General features: G+C 64.8%; 12 protein-coding genes. 4 read left to right on the top strand and 8 right to left on the bottom strand.

Annotation, left to right across the window (positions count from 1 at the left end):
- Window positions 1-1,590: penicillin acylase family protein (locus RT131_RS00650; protein ID WP_313169376.1), on the top strand; the 1,590-nt coding region annotated here is incomplete at its 5' end.
- 176 nt (window positions 1,591-1,766) lie between these two features.
- Here the strand turns inward: RT131_RS00650 and RT131_RS00645 are convergent.
- Together RT131_RS00645 and asnB are read right to left on the bottom strand one after the other, a co-directional pair.
- Window positions 1,767-2,192 carry a RidA family protein gene (locus tag RT131_RS00645; protein WP_313169375.1) on the bottom strand — a complete coding sequence of 142 codons (426 nt, stop codon included), beginning with the start codon at window positions 2,190-2,192 and terminating at the stop codon, window positions 1,767-1,769.
- A gap of 176 nt (window positions 2,193-2,368) precedes the next feature.
- Complete coding sequence (asnB, locus tag RT131_RS00640; RefSeq protein ID WP_313169373.1) at window positions 2,369-4,054, bottom strand: asparagine synthase B; 1,686 nt, start codon at window positions 4,052-4,054, stop codon at window positions 2,369-2,371.
- Between the two features lie 357 nt (window positions 4,055-4,411).
- Between asnB and RT131_RS00635 the strand changes: the two genes are divergently transcribed.
- Together RT131_RS00635 and RT131_RS00630 are read left to right on the top strand one after the other, a co-directional pair.
- Window positions 4,412-5,308, top strand: coding sequence for a tetratricopeptide repeat protein (locus RT131_RS00635; RefSeq protein WP_313169371.1), 897 nt, complete (start codon window positions 4,412-4,414; stop codon window positions 5,306-5,308).
- A gap of 97 nt (window positions 5,309-5,405) precedes the next feature.
- Window positions 5,406-6,092: a pentapeptide repeat-containing protein gene (locus RT131_RS00630; RefSeq protein WP_313169370.1), complete on the top strand. Its 687-nt coding sequence runs from the start codon at window positions 5,406-5,408 to the stop codon at window positions 6,090-6,092.
- A gap of 15 nt (window positions 6,093-6,107) precedes the next feature.
- Here RT131_RS00630 and RT131_RS00625 read toward each other — a convergent pair whose 3' ends face one another.
- The 6 genes from RT131_RS00625 to map form a co-directional block, all read right to left on the bottom strand.
- Window positions 6,108-8,969: a GGDEF domain-containing protein gene (locus tag RT131_RS00625; RefSeq protein WP_313169368.1), complete on the bottom strand. Its 2,862-nt coding sequence runs from the start codon at window positions 8,967-8,969 to the stop codon at window positions 6,108-6,110.
- Between the two features lie 77 nt (window positions 8,970-9,046).
- A complete protein-coding gene (dapE, locus tag RT131_RS00620; RefSeq protein WP_313169366.1) occupies window positions 9,047-10,174 on the bottom strand; it encodes a succinyl-diaminopimelate desuccinylase in 1,128 nt (375 codons plus the stop codon).
- A 63-nt stretch (window positions 10,175-10,237) separates the two neighbouring features.
- Window positions 10,238-10,594, bottom strand: a complete 357-nt coding sequence (locus RT131_RS00615; RefSeq protein ID WP_313169365.1) for a Spx/MgsR family RNA polymerase-binding regulatory protein — start codon at window positions 10,592-10,594, stop codon at window positions 10,238-10,240.
- Window positions 10,595-10,791: 197 nt separating this feature from the next.
- Complete coding sequence (gene dapD / locus RT131_RS00610; RefSeq protein WP_313169363.1) at window positions 10,792-11,877, bottom strand: 2,3,4,5-tetrahydropyridine-2,6-dicarboxylate N-succinyltransferase; 1,086 nt, start codon at window positions 11,875-11,877, stop codon at window positions 10,792-10,794.
- Window positions 11,877-14,492 (bottom strand): [protein-PII] uridylyltransferase, encoded by a 2,616-nt coding sequence (locus tag RT131_RS00605; RefSeq protein WP_313170188.1) that lies wholly within the window; start codon window positions 14,490-14,492, stop codon window positions 11,877-11,879. Before RT131_RS00605 ends, dapD begins: the two co-directional genes overlap by 1 nt.
- A 20-nt stretch (window positions 14,493-14,512) precedes the next feature.
- Window positions 14,513-15,289 carry a type I methionyl aminopeptidase gene (map, locus tag RT131_RS00600; RefSeq protein WP_313169361.1) on the bottom strand — a complete coding sequence of 259 codons (777 nt, stop codon included), beginning with the start codon at window positions 15,287-15,289 and terminating at the stop codon, window positions 14,513-14,515.
- A gap of 48 nt (window positions 15,290-15,337) precedes the next feature.
- Here map and RT131_RS00595 point away from each other — a divergent pair, with 48 nt between their 5' ends.
- Window positions 15,338-15,736 carry a spore coat U domain-containing protein gene (locus tag RT131_RS00595; RefSeq protein WP_313169359.1) on the top strand — a complete coding sequence of 133 codons (399 nt, stop codon included), beginning with the start codon at window positions 15,338-15,340 and terminating at the stop codon, window positions 15,734-15,736.
- The last annotated feature ends 134 nt before the right edge of the window (window positions 15,737-15,870 follow it).

Here is a 15,870-nt window from a genome sequence, read left to right as displayed (position 1 = left end):
TCGCCTTCGGCGACCGGTTCTTTTCCGGGTAGCAACAACTTCGCAGTAGCAGGAGCTCTGACTGCCGACGGCCGCGCCATCATCGCCGACGACATGCACCTGGGCCTGCGTGCGCCGAACATCTGGTTCCGCGCACGCCTGCGCTATGCCGACCCAACCGCTCCCGAGGGCAAGGTCGATGTTGCAGGCTTCACCCTGCCCGGCCTGCCTGCAGTCATCGTCGGCAGCAATACGCGGGTGGCGTGGGCCTTCACCAACAGCTATATCGACACCGCCGACTTCACTACCCTGCCCGCGAACACCCCGCTGCGCACCTTCAACGAGTCCATCGCCGTCGCCGGCGCCCGCCCGGAACTGCTGCTGGTACGCGAAAGCGACTGGGGGCCTGTCCTGCGCGACGAGCCCGACGGGCAACTGCTGGCCCTGCGTTGGGTAGGCCAGCAGGCTGGCGCGGTGCGCCTGGATTTCGCTGACATGGCCAAGGCTGCCGATCTCGACTCCGCCTTTGCGATAGCCGACCGCTCCGGCATCCCCGCACAGAATCTATTGGTCGCCGACCGCAGCGGGCGCATCGCCTGGCGCCTGATCGGCGCGCGCCCTGCGCGTGACCCGGCCTGCCATGCCGATGCAGCCATGCAGGCCAACTGTGCACCGTGGCCAATCCGCACCAATCAGGCGCCGGCACTGGTCGACCCGCCGGATCATCGCTTGTGGACAGCCAATGGCCGCGTGCTCGATGGTGCTGCGCTGGCCGAGGCCGGTGACGGCGGCTATGACTTCGGTGCACGCGCCAAGCAGATCCGCGACGGCCTGTTCGACCGCGAAAGCTTCAAGGAAAGTGACCTGTTGGCGATCCAACTCGACGACCGCGCATTGCTGATGGAGCGCTGGTGGAAGCTGCTGCGGCAGACCGTCGAGCACAGCGACGATCCGGCGCTGAAGCGACTGGAAGCCGCCAGCCGCCAGTGGCAGGGCCGCGCATCCGCCGATTCAGTCAGTTATCGGATGGCGCGCGGCTTCCGCGGCATCCTGATGGACAACATGGAAGGCGCACTGCTGGCACCGGCCAAGGAGCAGCTGGGCGAACGTTACATACCGCCCAAGCTGGCCCAGTTCGAAGGTGTGCTGTGGCCGTTGCTCAGCGAACGCCCGCCGCACCTGCTGCCACCGCCGTATGAAAGCTGGGATGCCTTGCTCACCGACAGCGCTCGCCAACTTGAGAAGGATCTGGCCGGACAGGGTCCGGATCTGGCACAACGCAGCTGGGGCGAGCGCAATACTGCCGCCATCTGCCATCCGGTCTCGGCCGCGTTGCCCAGCCTGTTCAAACGCTGGCTGTGCATGCCGGCGCAACCCTTGGCCGGCGACGACAACATGCCGCGCGTGGTCGGACCCAAGTTCGGCGCTTCCGAGCGCATGGTGGTCTCGCCCGGCCATGAGGCCGACGGCATCGTGCACATGCCGGGCGGCCAGAGCGGCCATCCGCTGTCGCCGTTCTGGGGGGCAGGCCACGACGACTGGGTGGAAGGCCGCCCGACTCCGTTCCTGCCGGGCAAGCCGGCGCACAGCCTGAGCTTGAGTCCAAGATAGAAGACAACGCCGCGCACGCAACCCGGCTGGCATCCAGGTGTGGGAGCGGCATAAGCCGCGAAGCTGGATTTACTGGAACCCTCGATGCATATGCAACCTGATGGTGTCCCTGCTTCGCGGCTGACGCCGCTCCCACAAACAGCTGACCGGCTCGCCGTCACCAATGCACTGCGCGCTTACTTCAAGTGCACTGTCCACTCCACTTCAAGCTTGGCCTCGGCGTCGAACAGGCGACTGATCTGCACCCAGCTCGCGGCCGGATACTTGCCATCGACAAAGAAGGTCTTGCGCTCAGGAATCGCCTTGATCAAGCCATCCATGTCGGTGGTGAACACCGTCTCCTTCACCACCTGGCTGCTGTCCGCATCAAACTGCTGCAGGATCTTCGTCAGCTTGCCGTAGCAATCGCGCACCGCAGCCTGCATATCCGCACCACGGCAGGGGACGCCGGAAACATGCAGCGTGTCGCCATCACGCACCACGCCGGTGTAGCCGATATCGGTTTCCCAACTACCCTGTTGATGCCGCTCCAATGGCACCTCCCTGGCGTGGGCGTAGGAACTGCAGAGCAGGCCAAACATCACGAACGCACAAGCACGCATCGAAAATCCTTTTGAGTCGTTATAGAAGGAAGAACTGCGGTTTCCTGATCGCGCACGTTGAATTGTGCGACATGTAAAGCGGCCCCTTCCCCTCCAACCCCTCTCCGGGCAGGGAAGAGGGGCGTTGAAGGCAAGGCGGGCCGACGCTTCCAATGACCTTTGGGTCGACTGACCTCTTAACCTGCCAAGGCCTGCTCGTGCACACCGGCCACGGCGCGACCGGATGGATCGGCCATGCTGGCGAAACTGGCGTCCCATGCAATTGCCGCCGGCGAGGAGCAGGCAATCGACTTGCCGCCCGGCACCGTTTCCGAGGCCGCGTGGCTGGGGAAGAACTGCTCGAACACGTGGCGGTAGTAGTACGCTTCCTTGGTCTGCGGCGGGTTGTACGGGAAGCGCTTGTCGGCGGCGGCCAGCACGCGATCGCTGACCTGTGACTCGGCATGCGCCTTCAAACCGTCGATCCAGCCATAGCCGACGCCGTCGCTGAACTGCTCCTTCTGCCGCCACAGGATTTCCTTGGGCAGGTAGCCTTCGAAGGCTTCGCGCAGCACGGCCTTCTCGATGCGGCCGCTGGCCTTGTCGACCATCTTGTGGCGCGCATCCATCTTCATCGCCACATCCAGGAACTCGCGATCCAGGAACGGTACGCGCGGCTCCACGCCCCAGGCCATCATCGACTTGTTCGCGCGCAGGCAATCGTAGTTGTTCAGCGCGTCGAGCTTGCGCACCAGTTCCTCGTGGAACTCACGCGCGTTCGGTGCCTTGTGGAAGTACAGGTAGCCGCCGAAGATCTCATCGCTGCCTTCGCCGGACAGCACCATCTTCACGCCCATTGCCTTGATCCGACGTGCCAGCAGGAACATCGGCGTGGAAGCACGGATGGTGGTGACGTCGTAAGTCTCGACGTGGCGGATCACTTCCGGCACCGCATCCAGGCCTTCCTCGAAGGTGTACTCGAAGCCGTGATGCACGGTGCCCAGCATTTCTGCCGCCACCTTGGCCGCGGCCAAGTCGGGCGAGCCCTTCAGGCCGATGGCGAAGCTGTGCAGGCGCGGCCACCAGGCTTCGCTCTGACCGCCATCCTCGATGCGGTTGCGTGCATAGCGCGCCGCAACCGCGGCGACCAGCGAGGAGTCCAGGCCGCCGGACAGCAGCACGCCATACGGCACGTCGGTCATCAGTTGGCGGTGCACGGCGCGCTCGAAGGCCTCGCGCAGTTCGGTCAACGACACATCCACACCTTCCACTGCGTCGTAGTCGCGCCACGGACGCTCGTAGTATTTGCTCAGCGTATCGGTGCTGCTGTCATACCAGTGGCCGGGAGGGAACTGGGCCACGTCGGCGCAGGTATCCGCCAGCGACTTCATTTCCGAGGCAACGCAGAGTCGGCCCTGCTTGTCGTGGCCCCAGTACAGCGGCACCACACCGATAGGATCGCGGGCGATGATCACGCGCTGCTTTGCGCGGTCCCACAGCGCGAAGGCGAAAATGCCGTTGAGCCTGTTCAAGTAGGACGCCGGCTCGTCCTCACGGTACAGCGCGTTGATCACCTCGCAGTCCGAGCCGGTCTGGAAGGCGTAGGGCTGGGTGAGCTCCTTCTTCAGCTCCTGGTGGTTGTAGATCTCACCGTTCACCGCCAGCGCGAGCTGACCGTCATCGGATAGCAACGGCTGCGAGCCACCGGCCGGGTCGACGATGGCCAGCCGCTCGTGCACCAGGATGGCGCCGTCGTCCACGTAGACGCCGCTCCAGTCCGGGCCGCGATGCCGTTGGCGCTGGGATTGTTCAAGCGCCTGCCGACGCAGCGCCTGCAGGTCGTCACCGGGTTGCAGGCCAAAAATGCCGAAGATGGAACACATGGGAAAGCTCCTGGGTTGTGTGGGGACAAACATTGGAAGCAACGGCTTGAAGACCTGCAGCCGCTCGGTGTTCCCGCCCGGCCACAAAAAAACCCGCATCGGCCGATGCGGGTTTTCTGGTGTCCTGAGCGTGTTGCCTGTCCTAGCTCTGGTCGCAGTCCCGCAGTGGCCGCGCACGATTATTCGCGCGCAGATTATTGCGGTTGTTATTGTTGACGGCGGTGGCCGGGAACGAGGACATGGCGCCGACGTTATCCCGGTATTGGCGACGGCGCAACTGTTGCTTTGGCAACCGATTCAGCGGCCGGGTCGGCGCACTCCGCGATAATCGCCCGCCACCTTGCCCGGACCTGCTGGATGCCCCGTCCCACACCCCGTGTGCTGCTGTACGCCCTGCCCCTGTTCATCCTGCTCGGTTGCGCGACACCCCCCAACACCCGCCCGCCCAGCGACAGCGAGCGCGATGCGCTGTCCGCAGCCGCCGATGGCCAGTTCGATTCGGCCCTGCGGGTCGCCAGGATGTACCAGGCCTGGAACGACCCGCGTGCGTTGGAATGGTACGCACGCGCAGCGTCGACAACGCCGCGCACCCACCGCAGCACCGCCGCCGCGGAGCAACTGGGCAGGATCCTTGAGCGCGGCCGCCTGGACAGCAGTGACGAACCGCAGAAGCCCGAGGACGTTCGCTTCAAGCCATCGCCACGCAAGGCACTGCGCTGGTACCAGAGTGCCGCCTACCACGGCTCGCCGTATGCCATGTCCGATCTTGCACGCTGGTACGAACGCCAGGGCGACATCGCAGGCGCACTGCGCTGGCGCCTGCGCTCGGCGGTGTACATGCGTGAGTTGTACAAGCTGGACGCACTGCGCAAGGCAACCCATGCCTCAACCGAAGCTGCGCGCGTTGTCCCCGACCAGCCCTCCGCCAATGCGACCATCGCCCGCATCCAGCGGCGTGCTGCGCGTGGCGACGCCGAGGCCCAGGTCGACCTTGGCGCCTTGCACGAAGCAGGCATCGGCATGCCCACGGATATGCGCGAGGCACTGCATTGGTATCAGCGCGCCGGCGAACAGGGCAATGTCTACGGCCAGTACTTCAGCGGCTTGGCGCTCGGTCGCGGCAGCAAAACCCTGCCGAAAGATGAGACGGCAGCGGCAGCGTGGTTCGCGCGTGCCCAGGCACAGGAGTTCTATCTGGCCGAGGAGTCGTACTGGCGCCGGGCCATCGCGCCGCCGTTCTTCATCTTCGAATAGATCGAGCAGGTCTGTACACACAACGCCCGCCGCAACAAGACTGCATCAACAGAGCGATGTCGCGCAGAATGATGCGCAAGCACCTGCAGAGTTGGACATGACGAATACCCCGGTCTTCCACGAAGAAACCATCGACCGCGCGCGCATGCAGCAGATCACCCGCGCGCATCCGCGGGCAGCGGTGTTCGAATCGTGCACGTTGGACGAAGGCGATTTCTCGCGCCTGGAGATGGACGGCTTCCAGTTCAAGCAATGCTCGCTGAACAAGGCAAATTGGCTCGCCGCATCATTGGAGGAGAGCCGATGGCAGAAATGCCGCGGCAGCCACTGCGACTTCAGTTCCGCACAGCTCAGCGATTCGCGCTTCGATCACTGTGACCTCAACAACAGCTTCTGGCGACGCGCCACGCTGTCGTCGGTGCAGTTCAAGGACTGCAAGCTGACCGGCGCCCACCTGCAGGAAGTCAGCGGCTGGGCACTGGAATTCCGCGACTGCCTGCTGGTCAGCGCCGACCTGCGCGGCATGTCATTCCGCAAGGCGCAGCTGGAAGGCATGGATTTCTCCGATGCCGATCTGTCCGGCTGCGACTTCCGCGACGCGGTGTTCAGCGGCGGCAGCCTGCGCAACGCACAGACCCGCCTCACCCGCTTCGAAGGTGCCGACCTGCGCGATACCGACATCAGCGGACTCAACGTGATGGACGGCAAGCACTTCAAGAAAGCGGTGATCTCGCAGCGGCAGGCTGCGGCGGCGCTGGCGGCGTTCGGCTTGATTGTTGCTTGACGCAGACGTGGCCTGCTACGCCCCTGCTTGCAGGCTGGCAACATCCACCCGATTCCGCCCTTCGCGCTTGACCCGATATAACGCCATATCCGCGCACCGCACCAGCGCCATCGGATCGTCCTCGATCAGCGGCGTGCAGACCGCAACGCCGACGCTGATCGTCACCCGCTGCCCCGCCGCACCAGTGACCTGCTCCACCGCGCTGCGCAGGCGCTCGCCACGCGCCAGCGCCATCGGTTCATCGCAGTCCGGCAGGATAAGCACGAACTCCTCGCCACCGTAGCGTGCGACCAGCTCTTCGGCCCCCGTCACCTGCGCGGCCAATGTCTGCGCGACGCGGCGTAACTGCAGGTCGCCGAGATGATGGCCGTGGGTGTCGTTGAACTGCTTGAAATGGTCCACATCGATCATCATCACCGCCAACGGTTCCTGCCGTTCCGCGCAGCGTTGCCACGCACGCGGGAGGGTTTTCTCCATCGCATGCCGGTTGGCGATACCGGTCAGCCCGTCGGTGACGGCCAGGGCCGAGAGACGGGAGTTGGCGCTTTGCAGCTCGGCCGTGCGTTCGTTGATCTTCTTCTCGAGCAGACGATTCTGTGCGTTGATGGCGCGGGTGCGCAGACCAACCACCCCTACCACGAACACCAGTCCCGCCAGACCAAAAGCCAGCCGAACCCATGGGCGCTGGTACCAGAATGGCGCGACCTGCAGCGGGTAACTCATTGCCTCGGTCGGCGTGCCACCCAGCACCCGGGCCTGCAACTGGAAGGTATAGGCACCGGCCGGCAAGCGCTGATAGGTCAACTCGCGCCCTGCTGCCCAGGGCGACCAATCATCGTGATAGCCCGGCATGCGATAGCGAAACTCAACCTCCGGCTCCATGCTCTGTACACCGAAGCGCAATGCCAGGCCGGCACCGGCCGGCAAGCGTGGCACTGCCCGCGGCGCCAGTGACAGCAGTACCGGCGGGTGATTCGGACCTTGCAGTTCGATGCGATCCAGCCGTGCCCGCGGCGGTGTTGCAAGGTGTTCGGCGGCCGCAGGGTCCAGCTGCAGGACGCTGTCGCGGGTGACCACGCGCAGCTGTCCATCGCCGTGCAGCGCAACCGTCATGAAACCAGGTACGCGGCTATCGCTGACCTGCTGCAACTGGAACGCGTACGTCCCGGGCTTGCGCCACCACAACTGCCTTGCCGTCCATGCAAAGCTTCCCTTCGCGTTGTCTTCTCCTTCCAGCTCCATCGGTGCCTGCAGCCCTGCCAACACGGGCAAGGCGTCGGCAACGAACTGCTCCCCCTGCAGCCGATGCACCTGCGCACCCGAGATCGCGTACAGCACGCCCCCGCTGCGGAACAGACGGGTACCCTGCCCCGCCACCACAGGCAAGCCCTGGGCGAACCCGAAGCGCTGCTCCGCCAGCAACCGACCGTCATCCAACGCGAAGCGCCAGCGGCGCGCGCCGCCACCCGGATCGCCAGCCCATATCTCGCCTGCGGCAACTTCGTACAAGCCGGAAACCGCGTTCTGGCCTGTATTCCATTGCGCCTGCAGCTGCCAGCGCCCCTCGCGCTGGCCGAGTACGATGACCCGGCTGCGGCTGACGGCGAACATACGGCGCGCGTCAAACGCCGAGGGCAGCAGCCTGCTGACGCTGTCTCCCAGCTTTGCCGGCAACAATCGCCGCGGTTGCGTCTGCCCCGGGTCCAGCACTGCCAACCCATAGCGATCACCGATCAGCAGCCCGGCGGAGGTGCCTTCCAGTGCGAAGGTTTCCAGGTCGCGGCGTGGCCACTGCAGTTGCGAGAACACAGGTGTCCCTGTCATGGAGGACTGCGTACGCCACACGCCCATGCTCGCCACCCACAGGCGGCCGTCATACCAGGTGCTGTCGAAGATGCGACCACGCAGCCCATGCAGGCGCCCATAGCGCGTCCATGGCAGCGACCAGCGCAACCGCGCGATGCCGCTCTCGCCGGCTATCCACACCGCACCATCACGATCCTCCACAAGATCATGCATCTCACCTGCACAGGCGGCAAAACTGTCGAGCAGCTTCAGTTCAGGCGAAAAACGCATGATGGTGCCGTCGAAGCTACCCACCGCAAAACCACCATCGGCCAAGGCAATGCCGGTATACGGCTCATGCAGACCGAACGCGGCAGTGGCCTCGGTATCGAGCTTGCGCAGGCCGTTGCCGTCACTGAAATGGAAACCGTCGGCAGCGGCGAACAACAGCCCACCACGATAGGGCCACGCTGCGGGCACGCGCAGCGTGGCCAGTGGTTCCATGCCCTCGACCAGCGCCATCGCAGCCCTGCCCACCCGGTACAGGCCTTCACCCGGAACCCGGAAATAGATCTCGTCACCCGCCACCAACGGGCGCGTACGCGCGCCGGCGGGGAGTTGCAGGCGGGTGGTGCTGCCGTTCTTTTCCAGTACGAACAGCGCACCGGCGCTCACCGCGTGTATGCCACGCGCGGTCTCCCCCAACGAAAACACCTCGATCGGCCCCTGCACCAGTCCGGCAGCGGACAGGCGTGGCAGCAGGTTGATGAATCGATGGGTACCATCGGCCTGCCGCAGCAGCTGCCCAAACATGCCCGCACCAGCGACATGGAGGCTGCCATCGCGCGCCAGCATGATCGAGTACACCGGTGCCTCGCCCGCCGCCTCCAGCAGCTCCCATACACCGCTGCGGAAGATCATCACCCCTTCGCCACTTGCCGCGTACAGGTTGCCAGTGCGGTCGACGACCACGCCGGGATAGGTCGGTGCGGCCGGCAACTGGCTCGCCCCGAACTGCCGCAGCAATGGCAGGCCATGCAGCGTGGCAGTGGCGTGCGCGAACGGCAGCGCGCACACCAGCACAAGGGCCATCAGCCCAATTCGGAACCCCATTTGAACCCTGTCCATCTCGCCCCCCCGGCAAGATTGTGCACCCGCACCGTAACAGTTCAGTCCAGCAGTTTTTCTATCAGTTTCCGGTACAGGTCAGGCAGCGCTTCCAGGTCGGCGACGCGAACGTTCTCATCGACCTGGTGGATGCTGGCATTCACCGGACCCACCTCGATGCATTGCGCGCCCAAGGGTGCGATGAAGCGGGCGTCGGAGGTTCCACCGCCGGTGCTTTCTTCCGGTGCCGCGCCGGCAAACCCGGCCAGCACCTCGCGCGCGACACTGCGCAGACGCCCTTCCGGGGTGTAGAACGGCTCGCCGCTGCGGTGCCACTGCAGGTCGTAGTCCAGGCCGTGACGGTCCAACAGCGCGCCGATCTCGGTTTCCAGCATGTCCGCATTCCAATGCGGGTTGTAGCGCAGGTTGAACATCACCTGCAGTTCACCCGGGATCACATTGTTGGCACCGGTGCCGGCGTTGATGTTCGAGATCTGCAAGCTGGTGGACGGGAAGCTTTCATAGCCGTCGTCCCAATGCCGGGCAGTCAGCTCAGCCAACGCCGGTGCGGCCAGATGGATGGGGTTCTTGGCCTTGTCCGGATAGGCGACATGGCCCTGCACGCCCTTGATGCGCAGCTTGGCCGAGAGGCTGCCACGGCGGCCGACGCGCAGCAGGTCACCGAGTTTGGCGGTGGACGACGGCTCGCCGGTAATGCACCAGTCGATACCCTGCCCGCGCTCGACGAAGAGCTTGGCAACGTGGCGGACGCCATCGATGGCGTCACCTTCCTCGTCGCTGGTCAGCAGCACCGCCAGCGTGCCCAGGTGGTCCGGGTGCGCGGCAACAAACTGCTCGGCAGCGACCACGAAGGCAGCAACGCTGCCCTTCATGTCGGCAGTGCCGCGCCCGTACAGGACGCCGTCGCGCACCTCCGGCTTGAACGGGTCGCTGCTCCAGGCCTCGACCGGCCCGGTCGGCACCACGTCGGTGTGGCCGAGCAGCACCAGTACCGGTGCGCCGTTGCCGTGGGTGGCCCAGAGGTTGTCGACTTCGCCCAGGCGCAGGTGCTCGCAGTTGAAACCGGCGGCGCTGAGACGGCCTGCGATCAGTTGCTGGCAGCCTGCGTCTTCCGGGGTTACCGAGGGGCGGGCGACCAGGTCGCAGGTCAGGGCTAGTACGTCGTTCATTGCGGCCTTCTTTGATCGGTGGCTTCGCGGCTCACGCCGCTCCCACAATTATTGGAGGGCGGATCAGGCGATGTTGAAGCGGGCCTTGAAGCCGTTGTCGCTGAAACCCTGGCTCAGCGTGCCATCGTCGGCGATGACCAGCGGACGCTTGATCAGCTGCGGGTATTCGCGCAGCAGCAGCTTCCACTCGGCATCGGACTCGGGCGACTTGCGGTTGTCCGGCAGCTGCCGCCAGGTGGTCGAGGATTTGTTGATCATCGCCGCGAAGCCGCCGGCCTTGCCGGCCCATTCGAGCAGGGTTTCCGGGCTGGGCTTGTTGTCGCGGTAATCGACGAAGGTATAGGCGACGTTGAAGCGGTCCAGCCACTTGGTGGCTTTCTTGCAGGTGTCGCAGTTTTTCAGTCCGTAAATCGTGGTCATTCTGAATTCCAAAGCCCGCATGGCAAAGCCCCTCTCCCGCTTGCGGGAGAGGGGTTGGGGTGAGGGGAAGCTTCTAGCTCATTGCCCAAGCTTCTAACCCTCAGAATAGGAGCGAAGCTAAAGCTCCCCTCATCCGCCCCTTCGGGGCACCTTCTCCCGCAGGCGGGAGAAGGGACGGCGTTGCACCTCCGGCTGGCTCAGTCCGCCAACCCGCGCAGCAGGTCGTTGACGCTGGTCTTGCTGCGGGTCTTGGCGTCCACCTGCTTGACGATCACCGCGCAGTACAGCGAATGCGTGCCGTCCTTGGACGGCAGCGAGCCGCTGACCACCACGCTGTACGGCGGCACATAGCCGTAGGTCACCGCGCCGGTGGCACGGTTGTAGATGCGGGTGCTCTGGCTCAGGAACACGCCCATGCCGATCACGCTGTGGTGGCCGACGACCACGCCTTCCACCACTTCCGAACGCGCACCGATGAAGCAATGGTCCTCGATGATGGTCGGGCTGGCCTGCAACGGCTCCAGCACGCCACCGATGCCGGCACCACCGGACAGGTGGCAATGCTTGCCGATCTGCGCGCAGGAACCCACCGTGGCCCAGGTATCGACCATCGTGCCTTCACCGACGTGTGCGCCAATATTGGTGAAGCTCGGCATCAGCACCACGTCCTTGCCGAAATGCGTGCCACGGCGGGCAATCGCACCGGGTACCACGCGCACACCGGCGGCGCGGAACGCGGGCTCGTCATAGCCTTCGAAGCGCGACTCGACCTTGTCCCAGAACGGTGCCGGGGCGCCGTCCATCACCGCCATGTCATTGACACGGAAGTACAACAGCACGGCCTTCTTCAACCACTCGTTGACCTTCCAACCGCCGTTGCCATCCGGCTCCGCAACGCGGAATTCACCCGACTCGAGGCCGTCGATCACGCGGTTGACCAGCGCGCGGGTCGAACCTTCGATCTCGTCCATGGTCAGCATGGTGCGGCGCTCGAAGGCGCTCTCAATACTGAACTTCAACTCGGCAACGCCCGGTGCCGGCGGCTTGCGCAGGCTGCGCGGGCCTACCGAGGGCGTGACCGGCTTGGTCGACTTCGGCTTGGCAGCAGCAACCTTCCTGACCGGCACCTTGACCGCCTTCGCAACAGGCTTGGCGACCGGCTTGGTCGTTGCTGCGGCCTTTTTCTTCGGCGCAGCGGCCTTGCTCGGCGCGGCCTTTGCAGGCGCAGCCTTCTTGGCGGTCGTCTTGGTCACGGTCTTCTTGGTTGCGGGCTTGCTTGCCATCAGTGGGGGTCTCCTGGCTTGTTGTCGGGATCCAGGCAGGCAAGCAATGCATCACGCAAGGCCTGCATGGAGGTTTCGGTAAGGCGGTGATCGTGGCGATCGGTAAGCTGGAACTGATCCTCGGCGCGCTCACCGAAGGTCGCGATGCGCGCGTCCTGCACGCGCAGGCGCTGGTCGCGCAGCACATGCGCGACATCGGCGAGCAGGCCAGGACGATCCGGCGCCACCAGGTTCAACACGGTGCGGTCCTGATGGCTGGAGTCGAGGAACTCGATGCGCGGAGCGAAGCGGAAATGCTTGAGCTGGCGCGGCATCACCCGTCGCGACGGGCGAAGGACCAGGATATTGCCGGCCAGCGCCTTGCGCAGCGCGGCCTCCAGCCGTGCGGCATCACCATCGGCGAAACTGCCTGCCGGGGTGACTTCGAAGGTGTCGAAAATGGTGTCGCCAGGGCCGTCCAGCACGCGTGCGCGGTGAATGCCATAACCGGCACGATCAAGCGTCATCACGATGGCGGCGAACATGCCATCGCGGTCCGGTGAATGCACGAAGACTTCCAGCGCATCGCTCTCTGGCGTAATACGCCGCACCTTGACCAAGGTGCCGCCCTTGTGGATTTCCACCAGCGACGCAGCCTGCCATACCAGCTGCTCGGGACGGAAACGCACGAAGCTTTCGTCGGGCATGGCTGCAAACTGGCGATCGATCACCACGTCGTCATGACCGAGCAAGCGCATCTGTTCGCGCACGTTGTCGCGTGCTTCCTGCACCCGCTCCGCCTCCGGCAGGGGATGTTCCAAACCCTCGCGCAGCGCGCGGCGGGTGGCGAAATACAGGTCGGCCAGCAGGCGGTCCTTCCATGCATTCCACATCTTGGGGCTGGTGCCGGCGATATCGGCGCAGGTCAGCAGATAAAGATAATCAAGGCGATCACGGTCACCCACCAGGCCGGCAAAACGGTGGATCACCTCCGCATCGGTGATGTCCTGCTTCTGCGCAGTCACCGACATGCGCAGATGCTGTTCCACCAACCACGCAACCAGTTCGGTATCCGAGCTGCTCAAGCCATGCAGGCTGCAGAACTCACGCGCGTCCACCGCGCCCAGTTCCGAGTGGTCGCCACCACGCCCCTTGGCGATGTCATGGAACAGGCCAGCCAGCAACAGCAGCTCGGGCTTGCGCAGGCGCGGCCAGACTTCGTGGGCGATGGAAAAACGTTCGTCGGCGCGGCCGCTGGCAAACAAGGCCATGTTCCGCAGCACCATCAAGGTGTGCTGGTCCACCGTGTAGACATGGAACAGGTCGAATTGCATGCGTCCGGACACGGCCGCGAATGCAGGTATCCATTGGCCAAGCACGCCCAGGCGCGCCATCCGCGCCAGCGTATCGACCGCACGCGGGCCGCGCAGCAAGGCCATGAACTGCTCACGCACCGCCTCGTCCACCGCGGTGTAGGCAGGGATTTCATCCAGCATCTCGGCCAGGCCGCGCGCGGTCATCGAGTGCAGGCCGCGCACGTCGGCGGTACGGGCCCAGCAGGCGAACAAGGCAAAGATGCTGCGGATGTCGCCGTGCGGCCACAGCGGATCGTCGGCGGACAGATAGCCGCGCCGCAGTGAGAAACCCTGGCCCACCGGCAGCGGCGTGGCTTCGCCGTCAAACTGTTCCTCAAACCGCTGCAGCAGGCGGTCGCTGATGCGGCGGATGACCGTCGCACTGCGATAGAAGCCCTGCATCATCTTTTCCACGCCCAGGCTCTCGGCGTCGTCACCGAAGCCCATGCGCGCGGCCAGGGTCTTCTGGTAATCGAAACGCAGGCGTTCTTCCGGGCGCTGTGCAACCAGATGCAGGCCATAGCGCAGCCGCACCAGTACCTGGCGTTCGCGCTTCAGCGCAGCAGCCTCGTCCAGCCCAAGATGGCCCAGCCCGACCAGCGCATCGATGTTGCTGACGCCGAAGGCGCGCAGCGCCATCCAGCCCAGCGTATTGAGATCGCGCAGGCCGCCCGGGCCGTCCTTGATGTCCGGCTCGAGGTTGTCGGCGGTATCACCAAAACGCTGGTGGCGTGCAAGCAGTTCCTCGCGCTTGGCCAGGAAATACTCACGCGGCGGCCATACCAGGCTCGGTGCAATTGCCCGTGCAAGGCCGTGCTGGGCAGTGGCATCGGCGACAAGCGCACGCGCTTCGATCAAGGCGGTCAGCACGGTCTGGTCGGCGGCAGCGTGCACGCATTGTGTCGCCGAGCGCACCGCGTGGCTGGCCGGCAAGCCGGCATCCCAAAGCAGTGCGAACAAACGTGCCAGTGCGGCTTCGTGGCGGTGCTGTACATCGGTTTCGGCCAGCACCAGCAGGTCGATGTCCGAACGTGGGAACAGTTCGCCACGACCGTAGCCGCCAACCGCGAACAATGCCAGCCCGGCACCAGCGGGAATGCAGCGGTGCCAGGCATCGATGATCAGTTGATCAACCGCGCGCGTGCGCAGGCCGGGCAGGCGCTCGACATTGTCGGTCTGCTCGAAGCGTTTGCCCAGGCGGGCATCGGTATGGGCAAGTGACTGCCGTGCATCGGCAGCCCATTGCGCGTCACCGGCAGGATCTGCCGGCGTGTCCAGAATCGGGCCCGCCGGCAGTGAGGTCATGCCTGCGCGGATTCCGCCGGCGACAACGTCAGTACCTCAACGCCATCCTCGGTCACCACAATGGTGTGTTCCCACTGCGCCGAGAGCTTGCGGTCCTTGGTCACCACGGTCCAGCCATCCGGCAGTACCTTGGTGTAGCGGGTGCCTTCGTTGATCATCGGCTCGATCGTGAAGGTCATGCCCGCCTTGAGCACCAGGCCTTGCCCCGGGCGCCCGTAATGCAGCACCTGCGGCTCGTCGTGGTAGACCTTGCCGATGCCGTGGCCGCAATACTCGCGCACCACGCTGAAGCGCTCAGCTTCAGCGAATTCCTGGATCGCATGACCCACATCGCCCAGGGTCGCGCCCGGCTTGACTGCACGGATGCCGCGCCACATCGCTTCCTTGGTGGTTTCCACCAGGCGCTTGGCCATCACCGAGGGCGTGCCGACGTAATACATGCGGCTGGTATCGCCGTGCCAGCCATCCTTGATGACGGTCACGTCGATATTGATGATGTCGCCATCCTTGAGCACCTTGGCTTCACTGGGAATGCCGTGGCAGATGACGTTGTTGACCGAGGTGCACACGGTCTTGGGGAACCCGCGGTAGCCCACATTGGCCGGGATGGTGCCCTGCACATTGATGATGTGGTCGTTGCAGATGCGGTCCAGCTCTTCGGTGGTGACACCGGGCTTGACGTGCGGGGTGATGATGTCGAGCACCTCAGCCGCCAGACGGCCGGCGATGCGCATCTTCTCGATTTCTTCGGGGGTTTTCAGTTGGATTGCCATCTGTCGATTATCCCCCATTTGGGTTATTTCGCTAAGTATTTCACATTAATGAACCCGGAATCGCCCCTGCCCCAGCGCACTTGGCGCATCAGCGCCCTTTCGCAGATGAACTTCAGCCTGGCGGCCGGACTATCCCTCCCAAGCGAGCAGACAACGATGTTGCAACTGCGGTGCACCCAGGATGTCGCCAGGCAGGTCACCCTGGATGAGGGCCTGCACGCGCAGGCGGCAAATCGCTTCATGGCCATGGGCGCCGAACGCATCGGCTATGAGCTGTACAGCGACCCCGGCCATTCCAGCCGCTGGGGCAACACCCAGAATACCGCCGTCAGCGGCACCGGCACCGGCGACATGCAGACCCTGACGGTCTACGGCCAGGTACCCGCACAGACCAGTCCCCCGCCCGGCAACTACCAAGACACCATCACGGTGACATTGACGTACTGACTGAAGACGAAGCGGCCGCCAGTACCTGCTCCGTCGCGGGAGCCAACCTGCATCACGGTGAGTACCGGGCGTTTGCACCAGACGGCCGCCTGCGGCAGCAATCTCTTCCCAACCTGCCCAGCCGGGCTCGTCCA

Origin of the sequence: Stenotrophomonas sp., assembly GCF_032066555.1 — a bacterium.
Classification (GTDB): domain Bacteria; phylum Pseudomonadota; class Gammaproteobacteria; order Xanthomonadales; family Xanthomonadaceae; genus Stenotrophomonas.
Note: the sequence above shows the minus strand (reverse complement) of the source record. Positions and strands in the feature narration are given on the sequence as shown.